The organism is Streptomyces sp. NRRL S-337, from assembly GCF_000720175.1.
GTDB lineage: Bacteria > Actinomycetota > Actinomycetes > Streptomycetales > Streptomycetaceae > Streptomyces > Streptomyces siderophoricus.
On sequence record NZ_JOIX01000128.1, the window covers coordinates 1 to 13747 of the forward strand.

A 13747-nucleotide genomic window follows, 5' to 3' on the forward strand; every position below is an offset into this window, starting at 1 on the left:
CACCCCACCCACCCCCACCCACGACAAAGGCCCCCCACCCCACGGAATGGGGCGGAAGGCCTCGTCTTGGAAAGTTGGGCTCGGTCGGCGGCAGAGGCCGCCGGTGAGCCGGGTGCGCCGCACCCGCGTGGCGAACGCAGGCCGCGTGCGGCGCGGTGGTGCACCGGTCAGGGAGCGGTGAGAGGGGCCGCTGGATCCCTGTCGGCAGGGTCATGCAGTGTGCAGTAGTGCAAGTGCAGAGGCAGCGGAGCTGCGTACTGCGGGGTGCGGGTGAAGATCCCCGCGAAGGTCGGGTCAGCCCTTGAGGGTCGCGACCTTCTTCGCCAGCGCCGACTTCTTGTTGGCGGCGGCGTTCTTGTGGATGACACCCTTGCTGACGGCCTTGTCGAGCTTCTTGGCCGCCTCGGCCTGGGCAACGGTGGCCTTCTGCAGGTCGCCGGCCTCGATGGCCTCACGGGTGCGGCGGATCGAGGTCTTCAGAGCGGACTTGACAGCCTTGTTGCGCTGACGAGCCTTCTCGTTGGTCTTGATCCGCTTCATCTGGGACTTGATGTTCGCCACGAAAGAGCCTTTTCAGGTTCGTTGGAGTTTCGAGTTGCGCCGCGCACGAGAGAGGGCACGAAGCGCAGTGGACCAGGCTACCAGCAGGGGCTACGGCCTCCCAAACCGGCCCGGAGCCCCCGCCCAGATGCCCTGCCTGGAGCTCCGTCCCACACGGGGCACACCCGCCCGAACCGGACCGTGGCCGTCGCTCATGGGACCATGGGGGGAGACGTCACATACCCGAGTCCTGCCTACCCGCGTTCACTGAATGGACCCTGCGTGCCCGCGACCCCTACGAACGTGCCGGAGCCGAGCCGTACCGATCCGGCCCTCCTCCGTAACTTCTGCATCATCGCGCACATCGACCACGGCAAGTCGACGCTCGCCGACCGGATGCTCCAGCTCACCGGTGTTGTCGACCAGCGGCAGATGCGCGCGCAGTACCTCGACCGCATGGACATCGAGCGCGAGCGCGGCATCACGATCAAGTCCCAGGCGGTCCGCCTGCCCTGGGCCCCTTCCGAGGGCGAAGAGGGAAGTGGCACGACCCACATCCTCAACATGATCGACACCCCGGGCCACGTCGACTTCACGTACGAGGTGTCGCGCTCCCTCGCCGCGTGCGAGGGGTGCATCCTCCTGGTCGACGCTGCCCAGGGCATCGAGGCGCAGACCCTCGCCAACCTCTACCTGGCGATGGAGCACGACCTCACGATCATCCCGGTCCTCAACAAGATCGACCTGCCGGCCGCGCAGCCCGAGAAGTTCGCCGCCGAGCTGGCCAATCTGGTCGGCTGCGAGCCCGAGGACGTGCTGAAGGTCTCCGCCAAGACCGGCGTCGGCGTGCCGGAGCTGCTGAACAAGGTCGTCCGCGAGGTGCCGGCCCCGGTCGGCGTCAAGGACGCCCCCGCCCGCGCGATGATCTTCGACTCCGTCTATGACGCCTACCGGGGCGTGGTGACGTACGTGAAGGTCGTCGACGGCACGCTCAGCAAGCGCGAGCGCATCAAGATGATGTCCACCGGCGCCGCGCACGAGCTGCTGGAGATCGGGACGAACTCGCCGGAGATGACGCCGGCCGACGGCCTCTCGGTCGGTGAGGTGGGCTACCTCATCACCGGTGTGAAGGACGTCCGGCAGTCCAAGGTGGGTGACACGATCACCCAGCTCAGCAAGGGGGCCCAGGAGCCGCTCGGCGGTTACAAGGACCCCAAGCCGATGGTGTTCTCGGGGCTGTACCCGCTCGACGGTTCGGACTACCCCGAGCTGCGCGAGGCCCTCGACAAGCTCCAGCTCAACGACGCGGCGCTGGTCTACGAGCCGGAGACCTCCGCGGCGCTCGGCTTCGGTTTCCGCGTCGGCTTCCTCGGCCTGCTGCACCTGGAGGTGATCCGGGAGCGGCTGGAGCGCGAGTTCGGGCTGGACCTGATCGCCACCGCGCCCAACGTGGTCTACCGCGTGGACATGGAGGACGGCACCGAGCAGATCGTCACCAACCCGAGCGAGTTCCCGACCGGCAAGATCGACACGGTGCACGAGCCGGTCGTCCGGGCCACGATCCTCGCGCCGAGCGAGTTCATCGGCGCGATCATGGAGCTGTGCCAGACCCGCCGCGGTGCGCTGCTGGGCATGGACTACCTCTCCGAGGACCGCGTCGAGATCCGCTACACGCTGCCGCTCGCCGAGGTCGTCTTCGACTTCTTCGACCAGCTCAAGTCCAAGACGCGCGGTTACGCCTCGCTGGACTACGAGCCGACCGGTGAGCAGACCTCCGACCTGGTCAAGGTCGACATCCTGCTGCACGGTGACAAGGTCGACGCGTTCTCCGCGATCACCCACAAGGACAAGGCCTACGCCTACGGTGTGCGGCTGGTCGCCAAGCTGCGGGAGCTGATCCCGCGGCAGAACTTCGAGGTGCCGATCCAGGCGGCCATCGGCAGCCGGGTCATCGCCCGTGAGACGGTCCGCGCCATCCGCAAGGACGTCCTCGCCAAGTGCTACGGCGGTGACATCTCCCGTAAGCGGAAGCTGCTGGAGAAGCAGAAGGAAGGCAAGAAGCGGATGAAGATGGTCGGCAGCGTGGAGGTCCCGCAGGAGGCCTTCATCGCGGTGCTGTCCTCGGACTCCGACGGCGACTCCAAGGCGAAGAAGTGACCGCCGGGCAGTAGCCGTGGCCGGCGAGCCATGGCCGGCGGAAGAGCAAGAAGACGAAGCGGCGAGGGGCGCCGGGGCCGGTACGGGACCCGGCGCCCCTCGCCGTCTTCCCGGCCGCGGGCCCCTTCACCAGTCGGGGGCCCTCTTCGGGATGAATGCGGAGCGTGGCGTTCCGCGAGGGTGCCGGCCGGGGGTGCCGGGTGTGGTCTGGTGGGGCTGATCGGCGCGGCTCGCTATCGGTCGATGCGCGTGCTACGTACACCTATCGCACTGGTCACATCGCGAACCAGTCGGTCGTAGCCCCTTACGCGTCGGCGCAACGCGCTCTAGTCTGATCTCTGCTCAAAGGTTACTCGCGAGTCACCAGCAATGAAGCGGGCCCCGGAGGACGCCGTGACGGACACCCACACGCTGATCGAAAACCGGCCGCCTTCGGTGGCTCACCTCTTCCTGGAGCGGGTCGCGGCCACTCCCGACATCGAGGCCTATCGCCATCCCGTCCCCCCTGCCTCGGGCCAGGGCCCGGACGAATGGAAGGCGATCAGCTGGGCCGAGGCCGCCGACCGCGTCTACGCCGTGGCCGCCGGGCTGATCGCGCTGGGCGTACGGCCCGAGGAGCGGGTCGCGCTGGCCGCCAGCACCCGCGTGGAGTGGATCCTCGCCGACCTCGGTGTGCTGTGCTCCGGCGCCGCCACCACCACGGTCTACCCCAGCACCAACGCCGAGGAGACCGCGTACATCCTCGCCGACTCCGGCAGCCGGGTGCTGATCGCCGAGGACGCCGGCCAGCTCGCCAAGGCCCGGGAGCGCCGCGCCGACCTGCCCGACCTGGCGCATGTCGTCGTCATCGACGCGGCCGCCGCCGAGGCGTCCCCCGATGACCCCGAGGGGTGGGTGCTCAGCCTCGCCGACCTGGAGAAGCGCGGTCACACCTATCTGGAGAAGCACCCGGAGTGCGTCAAGGAGCGGGTCGCCGGGCTGCGCGCCGACCAGCTGGCGACGCTGATCTACACCTCCGGCACCACCGGCCGGCCCAAGGGCGTACGGCTGCCGCACGACTGCTGGGCGTACATGGCCCTCGCGATCCAGGCCACCGGAATGGTCGCCGAGGAGGACGTGCAGTACCTCTGGCTGCCGCTGGCGCACGTCTTCGGGAAGGTGCTGACCGCCGGGCAGATCTCGGTCGGGCATGTGATCGCGGTGGACGGCCGGGTCGACAAGATCATCGAGAATCTGCCGGTCGTCCGGCCCACCTACATGGCCGCCGTGCCGCGGATCTTCGAGAAGGTCTACAACGGTGTCGCGGCCAAGGCGCGCGAAGGCGGCGGCGCCAAGTACAAGATCTTCCAGTGGGCGGTCGGGGTGGCCCGCGAGTACGCCAAGACCTCGCAGGACAACTTCCGGCGCACCGGCAACGCCTCCGTGCCGTTCGCGCTGGGCGCCAAGCACAAGATCGCCGACGCCCTCGTCTACGCCAAGCTGCGCGACGCGTTCGGCGGCCGGCTGCGGGCCGCGGTCTCCGGCTCCGCCGCGCTCTCCCCGGAGATCGGCTACTTCTTCTCCGGCGCCGGCATCCACATCCTGGAGGGCTACGGCCTGACGGAGTCCAGCGCGGCCAGCTTCGTCAACCCCGGCGAGGCGTACCGCACCGGCACGGTCGGCAAGCCGCTGCCCGGCACCGAGGTCCGGATCGCCGAGGACGGCGAGATCCTGCTGCGCGGCCCCGGCATCATGCAGGGCTACCACGGCCTGCCGGAGAAGACCGCCGAGGTCCTGGAGGAGGACGGCTGGTTCCACACCGGCGACATCGGCGAGCTCTCCCCGGACGGCTATCTGCGGATCACCGACCGCAAGAAGGACCTGATCAAGACCTCGGGCGGCAAGTACATCGCACCGGCCGAGGTGGAGGGCCAGTTCAAGGCGGTCTGCCCGTTCGTCTCCAACGTCCTGGTGCACGGTGCCAACCGGAACTTCTGCACCGCACTGATCGCCCTCGACGAGCCGACGATCATGGGCTGGGCCGCGGAACACGGTCTGGCCGGCAAGACGTACGCCGAGGTCGTCGCGACCGACCAGGCCCGCGAGCTGATCGACGGCTATGTCGAGCGGGTCAACGAGGGGCTGCAGCGCTGGCAGCAGATCCGCAAGTTCCGGCTGCTGCCGCGCGACCTGGACATCGAGCACGGTGAGGTGACCCCGAGCCTCAAGATCAAGCGGCCGGTGGTGGAGCGGGCGTTCAAGGACCTGCTGGACGAGATGTACGCGGGGACCCGGGAGTCCTAACCGCCCGCCGCACCGTCCTCCGGTGAGCGTGCGGGGCGGGCCGCCGGGCCTGCCCCGCACCGCCACTGCCGCGCGCCGCGGGCGCCCCGTCGCCCGTTCGGCCAACTCCTCCGGCGCGTCAGCCGAATTGGCCGCTCCGACCGCCGACTTCCGTGACTCACTGCTTATGGCTGCGCTCTTTCTGTCACTCTGTCGGTGGCGCATCCGGCGCTGCAGCGGAGCTGTTCGGGAGTTGCTCAATGAGGACGACAACTTCGTCTCCACGGGACGTCACGGCGACGCGCGCGACGACGGCCGGCCCCGGGCTCCCCGCCGCCCGCACCCGGCGGGCCGGTCTGCCCGGGGACCCGCAGGCCGCGGCCGCCGCTCGGCGGTTCGTCCGGTCCGCCTTCGCCGAGTGGGCGGACCGGCGGCTGCCCGGCACCGAGCGGTTCACCGACCGGCTCACTGACGAAGCGGTTCTGCTGGTGAGCGAGTTGGTGACGAACGCGGTGGTGCACGCGGGCACCACCATCGAGCTGTGCTGCCGGCTGGACCCCGCCGCGGAACCGGAACCGGGCGCCGGGCCGGACCCGGACGACGCCCCCGCGCCCGCCGTCGTCGTCGAGGTCTCCGACCGCCACCCCACCCAGCCGATCCGCGCCCGTGACGAGACCGCCCGGAACGAGAGCGGCGGCCACGGCCTCCAGCTGATCAGCGCGGTCGCCGAATCCTGGGGCATCACCTACCGCCGCGACCTGAAGACCGTGTGGTTCCGGCTCCCGCTGCCGGCCCCGGAGGCCACCGCCCGCCCGCTGCCGGAGACCTCGTACGACCAGGCGCCGTACGAAGGGGCGCGGTACGAGGGGGCCCGCCATGAGGAGGCGCGGCTTGAGGGGGCGGTCCATGAGGGGGCGCCGTACGGCCCTCCGGACGCGCACGCCTCCGACGATCCCGCGGGCCCGTACGACGCCGCCGACCCGGCCGCTTACGACGACGCCGCGGCCGCGTACGCCGACGAGGTGCTCCAGTGCGGGCTGCGGGCCGCCGAACTCCTCGCCCCGGCGCCCCGCCGCGCCGACCGCCCGGAACTCGACGCCGACCGGGTCGACAACGGCGCGCTGTCCTTCCTCGCCGAGGCCTCCGACCTGCTCTCCGGCCAGCTCGACGCCGATCAGGTCGCCGCGCTCGCCGCCCAGCTGATCGTGCCGCGGCTCGCCGACTGGTGCGCGGTGTGGCTCCACGACGGCGACGGCGGCGCCCCCGGCCGGGGCATCGCGACCGGCGGCGACGAACAGCGGCTGGCCCGCGTCTGGCACAGCTCCGAGAGCCGCATCGACACCCTGCGCGCCGCTCTGGAGAAGCAGGCGCCGGACTTCTGGGGCGACGTCCCGCCGGGCGCCGCACCCGCCGCCGTCCCCTGGCCCTGGCCGCACGACCCGGACGGCGAGGACCAGGACCACGACCACCCGGATGGCGACCACCTGGACCACGACCACCTCGACGCCGGGCACCCGGGCGGCGATCCGCTGGGCGGGCACGGCCTGCCGGAGCTGCCGGGTCAGGCTCCGCCGAACGTGCCGGGGCACGTCCTGCCGGCCTCCGCACTCCCGGGCGGTGACCGCCCCGACGGCGACGAGCCGGGCGGTGCCGCGCTCGCCTGCCCCCTGGTCGCCGGCGGCCGCCGGCTCGGCACGCTGCTGCTCGGCCGCGGCGGTCTGCCGCGCTTCCCCGACGAGGTCGTCGGGCTGATCGAGGACCTGGGCCGCCGGGTCGCCCGCGCGGTGGCCACCGCCCGCGCGTACAGCCGCCAGGAGCGCATCAGCCAGGTCCTGCAGCGCCGGCTGCTGCCCCGGGGCCGGGCGCAGGTGCCCGGCGTGGCGTCCGCGGTGGTCTACGAGCCGCGCGAGGGCGCCTGGGCGGGCGGCGACTTCTGGGACCTCTTCGACGCCGGCGACGGCCGCTGGTGCTTCGCGCTCGGCGACGTCTGCGGCAGCGGCCCGGAGGCGGCCGCGGTGACCGGCCTGGCCCGGCCGGTGCTGCGGCTGCTGGCCCGGGACGGCTTCGGCGTCGCCGAGGTCCTCGACCGGCTCAACAAGACCATGGCCCGGGAGGCCGCGGACTCGGTCGCGGCGGTCGCCGCGGCGGTCGCGGCGGCCGGCGCCGGGGCCGAGGCCCCCGTGGAGATCCGCGAGGAGGGCGAACAGGCCCGCTTCCTCTCCCTGCTCTACGGCGAGATCGTCCCGTACCCGGGCGGGGCCGGCGGCGCCCGGTGCACCCTCGCCAGCGCCGGTCACCCGCTGCCGCTGGTGCTGGGCACGGACGGCGCGGTCCGCACGGTCGCGGCACCGCAGATGCTGCTGGGGGTGGTCGAGGACGCGGCGTACGTGAGCGAATCGTTCGACCTGCGTCCGGGGGAGACGCTGCTGTGCGTCACCGACGGGGTCACCGAGCGGCGCTCGGGCCGCCGGCTGTTCGACGACGAGGACGGCCTGGCCACCGCCCTCGCCGCCGGTGCCGGACTGGGCGCCACCGCCCTCGCCGAGCACATCCGCACCACCGTGCACGCCTTCGCCCCGAACCCGCCCGACGACGACCTGGCCCTGCTCGTCCTCCAGGCGGCGGGCGGCCCGGCTTGAGGCACCACCGGGCCGCACGGGCTTCCCGCCGTCCGCGCGAACCGGGTTGTCGGTGCGATGACGGACAATGGTTCCCATGCCTTCCGCACTGCCTGATGGTGAGCCGATGCCCGACGACGGGGCGCTGCCCGGTCATGCGCTGGCGGCGGCGGCCGGCCGGCCCCTCGGCTTCTATCTGCACGTGCCGTACTGCGCCACCCGCTGCGGCTACTGCGACTTCAACACCTACACCGCGAGCGAGCTGCGCGGCTCCGGCGGGGCACTGGCCTCCCGTGACAACTACGCCGACACCGTCGTGGAGGAGATCCGGCTGGCCCGCAAGGTGCTGGGCGACGACCCCCGCCCGGTCGAGACGGTCTTCGTCGGCGGCGGCACCCCGACCCTCCTCCCGGCCGCCGACCTGGGCCGGATGCTCGCCGCCGTCCGGGAGGAATTCGGCCTGGCACCCGGCGCAGAGATCACCACCGAGGCCAACCCCGACTCCGTCGACCCGCGCTACCTCTCCGAGCTGCGCGCGGCCGGCTACAACCGCGTCTCCTTCGGCATGCAGAGCGCCCGGCAGCACGTCCTGAAGATCCTCGACCGTACGCACACCCCCGGCCGCCCCGAGGCCTGCGTCGGCGAGGCCCGCGCCGCCGGTTTCGAGCACGTCAACCTCGACCTGATCTACGGCACCCCCGGCGAGTCCGACGACGACTGGCGGGCCTCCCTGGACGCCGCGCTCGGCGCCGGCCCCGACCACATCTCCGCCTACGCCCTGATCGTCGAGGAGGGCACCCAGCTGGCCCGCCGGATCCGCCGCGGCGAGGTCCCGATGACCGACGACGACGTGCACGCCGACCGCTACCTCATCGCCGAGGAGCGGCTCACCGCGGCCGGCTTCTCCTGGTACGAGGTCTCCAACTGGGCCACCACCGAAGCCGCCCGCTGCCGCCACAACGAGCTGTACTGGACCGGCGCCGACTGGTGGGGCGCCGGCCCCGGGGCGCACAGCCACGTCGGCGGCGTCCGCTGGTGGAACGTGAAGCACCCCGGCGCGTACGCCCAGGCCCTGGGCGAGGGCCGCTCCCCGGGCGCGGGCCGCGAGATCCTCGCCGCCGAGGACCGCCGGGTGGAACGCATCCTGCTGGAACTCCGCCTCGCGGACGGCTGCCCCCTGGACCTCCTCGCCCCGGCGGGCACCCGGGCGGCCGAGCGGGCACTGGCCGACGGGCTGCTGGAGTCCGGCCCGTACGAGGACGGGCGGGCCGTCCTGACACTCCGGGGGCGGCTGCTGGCTGACGCGGTGGTGCGGGATCTGGTGGACTGAATCTCGAACGAGTGAACCGATGTGAAGGGCCTGCGGGCGACGGATACGGAGGCCACGGAGATGACCGCTGTGGATGAACGCCGGATGACGGAGTTCTTCGAGAACCTTGAGGTTCCCGAGGGCATCAAGGTCGAGCTCCTCCGGGGGGAAATCGTGATGATGGCGGGGCCGGATCTGGTCCACAACCTGATCGTCGAGGACATCTTCGACCAGATTCCGCGCCAGAAGTGGCACAGGCTCCAGACACAAGACATCGACGTTCTGAGCGAGATCAGTGAGCCTCAGCCCGATCTTGTGGTCCTGGAGCGCGATAGCGCCCCGGAGTCCGGGCGGCTCATGCCGTCCGGAGTGGTCACCATGCTTGTCGAGGTCGTCTCCAGGACCAGCGTCGACCGCGACTATGGAATCAAGCGCTCCATCTACGCCGCGGGCAAGGTCCCGGCTTACCTGATCATCGATCCCATCGTGGCCCACTGCGTCCTGCTCACTCAGCCTGTCGGCGTGGGGGATGAGGCGGACTACCGGACCCAGCAGATCACGAAGTTCGGTGAGCCCCTTCCGCTGCCTCTGCTCGGCCTGGAGCTGGACACCAACGAGTTCGGGACACTCAAGGGCGTCAGGCCGCACCGCCGACCGTAACAAAATCGATCAACTCCTCCACCCGCCCCAGGAGTTGCGGCTCCAGGTCCTTGTACGACCGCACGCACGACAGGATCCGCTGCCACGCCGCGCCGGTGTTCTCCGGCCAGCCCAGCGCCCGGCACACGCCCTTCTTCCAGTCCTGGCCGTGCGGGACGGACGGCCACCCCGCGATCCCCACGGACGCCGGCTTCACCGCCTCCCACACGTCGATGTACGGATGGCCGACCACGAGCACGTGCTCGCCCGTCACCCCGGCCGCGATCCGGGACTCCTTCGAACCCGGTACGAGGTGGTCCACCAGCACCCCCAGCCGGGCGTCCGGCCCGGGTGCGAAGCCGCGGACGATCGCCGGGAGGTCGTCGATGCCCTCCAGGTACTCCACGACGACGCCCTCGATGCGCAGATCGTCGCCCCAGACCCGCTCGACGAGTTCGGCGTCGTGCCGGCCTTCCACGTAAATGCGCCCGGCGCGCGCGACCCGGGCGCGGGCGCCGGGGACGGCGAGTGAACCCGATGCCGTACGGGCCGGGCCGCTCGCGGCGGGCCGGTTCTGCGGACGGACGAGCGTGACGACCTTGCCCTCCAGGAGGAAGCCGCGCGGGACCATCGGGAAGACCCGGTGCTTGCCGAAGCGGTCCTCCAGGGTGACCGTCGGACCCTCGGCGGTCTTCTCACAGCGGATCACCGCACCGCAGAAGCCCGTGGCGACCTCCTCGACGACGAGATCGGGCTCGGCCGGGACCTCCGGCGCGGGCTGCTGCTTCTTCCAGGGCGGGGTGAGATCGGGGCGGTAGCGCTTGCTCTGCATGGGCTCTTTCTACCGGTCGGCGCCCCGGCAGCGTCGTCCCCGGCCGGTCAGGACGACGGCGGAACGCCGTAGCGGGCGGCCAGGGCGTCCCGCTGGGCGCGGACGAAGGCGGCGTCCACCACGGCGCCGTGGCCGGGCACGTACCGCGCGTCGTCGCCGCCGAGCGCCAGCAGCCGGTCCAGCGCGGCGGGCCACTGCCGGGGCAGCGCGTCGGGGCCGGCGCTCGGCTCGCCGGACTCCTCGACCAGGTCGCCGCAGAAGACGATCTCCGCCTCGCCGTGCCGGCCCGGCACCAGGACGGCCAGGTCGTGGGCGGTGTGGCCGGGCCCGACGTTGGCGAGCAGCACCTGCCGGTCGCCGAGCTCGACGGTCAGCTGGCCGTGGACGTGGTGGTGCGGCACGACCAGCAGGTCGGCGGCCTCCGCGGCCGCGTCCCGGTCGACACCGTGCCGGACGGCGTCGTGCCGCAGCGCGTCCTTGTCACGGCGGAACAACTCGGCGAGACCGGCCGCGCCGAACACCGCCACCCCCGCGAAGGCGGCGGTGCCCAGCACATGATCGAAGTGCGGATGGGTGAGCGCGACATGCGTCACTTCCCGGCCCAGCACCCCGCGGATCGACCGGCGCAGGTCCGCACCGTCGCGCAGGGTCGCGCCGGTGTCGACGATCATGACGCCGGCCGACCCGGCGATCACCCCCACGGTCTCGTCCCAGCCCGGCATACGGCGCCTGGCGACACCGTCACCGAGCCGTTCCCACCCGGCCTCTTCCCAAGCTGTGCGCATACCGAGACGCTAGCTCCATCGCGATAGCGTTGCCCGGCAGATCGGCCGAAGACGGTCATCGGGTGTGTGCTCCGCGCGGCCGCCCTTGCCGTGGTCGTGCTACCCGGCCGTACACTGGCTCAGGGTCTGGCACTCGGCCCGGGTGAGTGCCAGGAGAGAGACGAGACGGCGACGGCCGGCTGGAGGTGCGCGGGATGCTCAGTGAACGCAGGCTCGAAGTGCTGCGCGCCATCGTCCAGGACTACGTCGGGACGGAGGAGCCGGTCGGCTCCAAGGCACTCACGGAGCGCCATCAGCTCGGGGTCTCCCCGGCGACCGTCCGCAACGACATGGCGGCCCTGGAGGAAGAGGGCTTCATCGCCCAGCCGCACACCAGCGCCGGGCGGATCCCGACGGACAAGGGCTACCGCCTCTTCGTCGACAAGCTGGCCGGCGTGAAGCCGCTGTCCAGCCCCGAGCGGCGGGCGATCCAGAACTTCCTCGACGGCGCGGTCGACCTCGACGACGTCGTGGGGCGCACGGTCCGGCTGCTGGCGCAGCTGACCCGGCAGGTCGCGGTCGTGCAGTACCCGTCCCTGACGCGGTCCACGGTCCGGCACGTCGAACTGCTGGCGCTGGCCCCGGCCCGGCTGATGCTGGTCCTGATCACCGACACCGGACGGGTCGAGCAGCGGCTCATCGACTGCCAGACGCCGTTCTCCGAGACCTCGCTGGCGGACCTGCGGGCGCGGCTGAACAGCCGGGTCGTGGGTCGCCGTTTCACGGATGTGCCCCAGTTGGTGCAGGATCTCCCGGAGTCCTTCGAGCAGGACGACCGCGGCACGGTCTCGACAGTGCTGTCGGTGTTGCTGGAAACTCTGGTGGAAGAGACCGAAGAGCGGCTGATGATCGGCGGCACCGCCAATCTCACGCGCTTCGGGCACGACTTCCCCCTGACCATCCGTCCGGTGCTGGAGGCGCTTGAGGAGCACGTGGTGCTGCTCAAGCTCCTCGGCGAAGCCAAGGACTCGGGCATGACCGTACGTATCGGGCATGAGAATGCCCATGAAGGCCTGACGTCCACATCGGTCGTCACGGTCGGCTACGGTTCGGGCGACGAGGCAGTCGCCAAACTCGGCGTGGTCGGACCGACCCGCATGGACTACCCCGGAACGATGGGAGCGGTACGCGCAGTGGCACGTTACGTCGGACAAATCCTCGCGGAGTCGTAAGTGGCCACGGATTACTACTCGGTCCTCGGCATCAGCCGTGACGCCTCGCAGGACCAGATCAAGAAGGCCTTCCGTCGGCTGGCACGCGAGCTGCACCCGGACGTGAACCCGGACCCGAAGACCCAGGAGCGGTTCAAGGAGATCAACGCCGCTTACGAGGTCCTGTCGGATCCGCAGAAGAAGCAGGTCTACGACCTGGGCGGCGACCCGCTCTCGCAGGCCGGCGGCGGTGGCGCGGGCGGCTTCGGGGCCGGCTTCGGCAACTTCTCCGACATCATGGACGCGTTCTTCGGCACGGCTTCGCAGCGCGGTCCGCGCTCGCGCACCCGCCGCGGCCAGGACGCCATGATCCGGCTCGACATCGAGCTGAACGAGGCGGCCTTCGGCACGACCAAGGACATCCAGGTCGACACCGCCGTGGTCTGCACGACCTGCAGCGGCGAGGGCGCCGCCCCCGGCACCTCGGCGCAGACCTGTGACATGTGCCGCGGCCGCGGTGAGGTCTCGCAGGTCACCCGGTCCTTCCTGGGCCAGGTCATGACGTCCCGCCCGTGCCCGCAGTGCCAGGGCTTCGGCACAGTCGTGCCGACGCCGTGCCCGGAGTGCGCGGGCGACGGCCGGATCCGCTCCCGCCGTACGCTGACCGTCAAGATCCCGGCCGGTGTCGACAACGGCACCCGGATCCAGCTCGCCGGCGAGGGCGAGGTCGGCCCCGGCGGCGGCCCGGCCGGCGACCTCTACGTCGAGATCCACGAGCTGCCGCACCCGGTCTTCCAGCGGCGCGGTGACGATCTGCACTGCACGGTCACCATCCCGATGACAGCGGCGGCGCTGGGCACGAAGTGCCCGCTGGAGACGCTGGACGGGGTGGAGGAGATCGACGTCCGGCCCGGTACGCAGTCCGGCCAGTCGATCCCGCTGCACCAGCGTGGTGTGACCCATCTGCGCGGCAACGGCCGGGGCGACCTGATCGTCCACGTCGAGGTCCAGACGCCGTCCAAGCTCGACCCGGAGCAGGAGGAGCTGCTGCGGCGGCTCGCCAAGCTGCGCGGCGAGGAACGCCCCACGGGCCAGTTCCAGCCGGGTCAGCAGGGGCTGTTCTCGCGCCTGAAGGACGCGTTCAACGGGCGGTAGGCGGTCGGCGGCAGACCGCGCGTGAGCGGGCGGCAGCCCGTACGCGAGCAGGAACGCGCCAGCGTGTGAGGTGCCGGGCGGGACACGGAATTCCCGCCCGGCACCTCGGCGTTGTGGCCCCGCAGGGGGCCCTCGCATCCCTTAGGGGATCTGTTCGGCCACCCCCTAATACTGCAACCGCATGTGGGGGTTGTGGCCTCGGCGTTGGTAGTGGCAGTGGCGGGCTCGGGCTTGGCTGCGTCTGCGGAAGTGTGACCAGT

General features: G+C 71.5%; 10 protein-coding genes. 7 read left to right on the forward strand and 3 right to left on the reverse strand.

The window, feature by feature from the left end:
* Nucleotides 1-294: 294 nt before the first annotated feature.
* Nucleotides 295-561: a 30S ribosomal protein S20 gene (gene rpsT, locus IG62_RS0139815; RefSeq protein ID WP_030415161.1), complete on the reverse strand. Its 267-nt coding sequence runs from the start codon at nucleotides 559-561 to the stop codon at nucleotides 295-297.
* Nucleotides 562-822: 261 nt separating this feature from the next.
* Here rpsT and lepA point away from each other — a divergent pair, with 261 nt between their 5' ends.
* From lepA to IG62_RS0139840, 5 genes are all read left to right on the forward strand, one after another.
* Complete coding sequence (gene lepA / locus IG62_RS0139820) at nucleotides 823-2697, forward strand: translation elongation factor 4 (RefSeq protein WP_030815806.1); 1875 nt, start codon at nucleotides 823-825, stop codon at nucleotides 2695-2697.
* Between the two features lie 393 nt (nucleotides 2698-3090).
* Nucleotides 3091-4980 carry an AMP-dependent synthetase/ligase gene (locus IG62_RS0139825; protein ID WP_030815811.1) on the forward strand — a complete coding sequence of 630 codons (1890 nt, stop codon included), beginning with the start codon at nucleotides 3091-3093 and terminating at the stop codon, nucleotides 4978-4980.
* A gap of 239 nt (nucleotides 4981-5219) precedes the next feature.
* Nucleotides 5220-7598 (forward strand): ATP-binding SpoIIE family protein phosphatase, encoded by a 2379-nt coding sequence (locus IG62_RS46870; RefSeq protein WP_037840445.1) that lies wholly within the window; start codon nucleotides 5220-5222, stop codon nucleotides 7596-7598.
* A 76-nt stretch (nucleotides 7599-7674) separates the two neighbouring features.
* Nucleotides 7675-8907: a radical SAM family heme chaperone HemW gene (gene hemW, locus IG62_RS0139835; protein ID WP_030815817.1), complete on the forward strand. Its 1233-nt coding sequence runs from the start codon at nucleotides 7675-7677 to the stop codon at nucleotides 8905-8907.
* Nucleotides 8908-8967: 60 nt separating this feature from the next.
* Nucleotides 8968-9546: a Uma2 family endonuclease gene (locus IG62_RS0139840; RefSeq protein ID WP_030815820.1), complete on the forward strand. Its 579-nt coding sequence runs from the start codon at nucleotides 8968-8970 to the stop codon at nucleotides 9544-9546.
* Here the strand turns inward: IG62_RS0139840 and IG62_RS0139845 are convergent.
* The gene (locus IG62_RS0139845; RefSeq protein WP_030815822.1) at nucleotides 9524-10357 is read right to left on the reverse strand and encodes a DUF3097 domain-containing protein; all 834 of its coding nucleotides are present in this window, start codon (nucleotides 10355-10357) and stop codon (nucleotides 9524-9526) included. The two genes, IG62_RS0139840 and IG62_RS0139845, sit on opposite strands and share 23 nt — an antisense overlap.
* Before the next feature lie 47 nt (nucleotides 10358-10404).
* Nucleotides 10405-11142 (reverse strand): MBL fold metallo-hydrolase, encoded by a 738-nt coding sequence (locus tag IG62_RS0139850; protein WP_030815825.1) that lies wholly within the window; start codon nucleotides 11140-11142, stop codon nucleotides 10405-10407.
* Nucleotides 11143-11336: 194 nt separating this feature from the next.
* On the opposite strand from IG62_RS0139850, the gene hrcA reads away from it, so the two are divergent.
* Nucleotides 11337-12353 carry a heat-inducible transcriptional repressor HrcA gene (gene hrcA / locus IG62_RS0139855; protein WP_030415169.1) on the forward strand — a complete coding sequence of 339 codons (1017 nt, stop codon included), beginning with the start codon at nucleotides 11337-11339 and terminating at the stop codon, nucleotides 12351-12353.
* Nucleotides 12354-13487 carry a molecular chaperone DnaJ gene (dnaJ, locus tag IG62_RS0139860; protein ID WP_030815828.1) on the forward strand — a complete coding sequence of 378 codons (1134 nt, stop codon included), beginning with the start codon at nucleotides 12354-12356 and terminating at the stop codon, nucleotides 13485-13487.
* Nucleotides 13488-13747 lie beyond the last annotated feature (260 nt).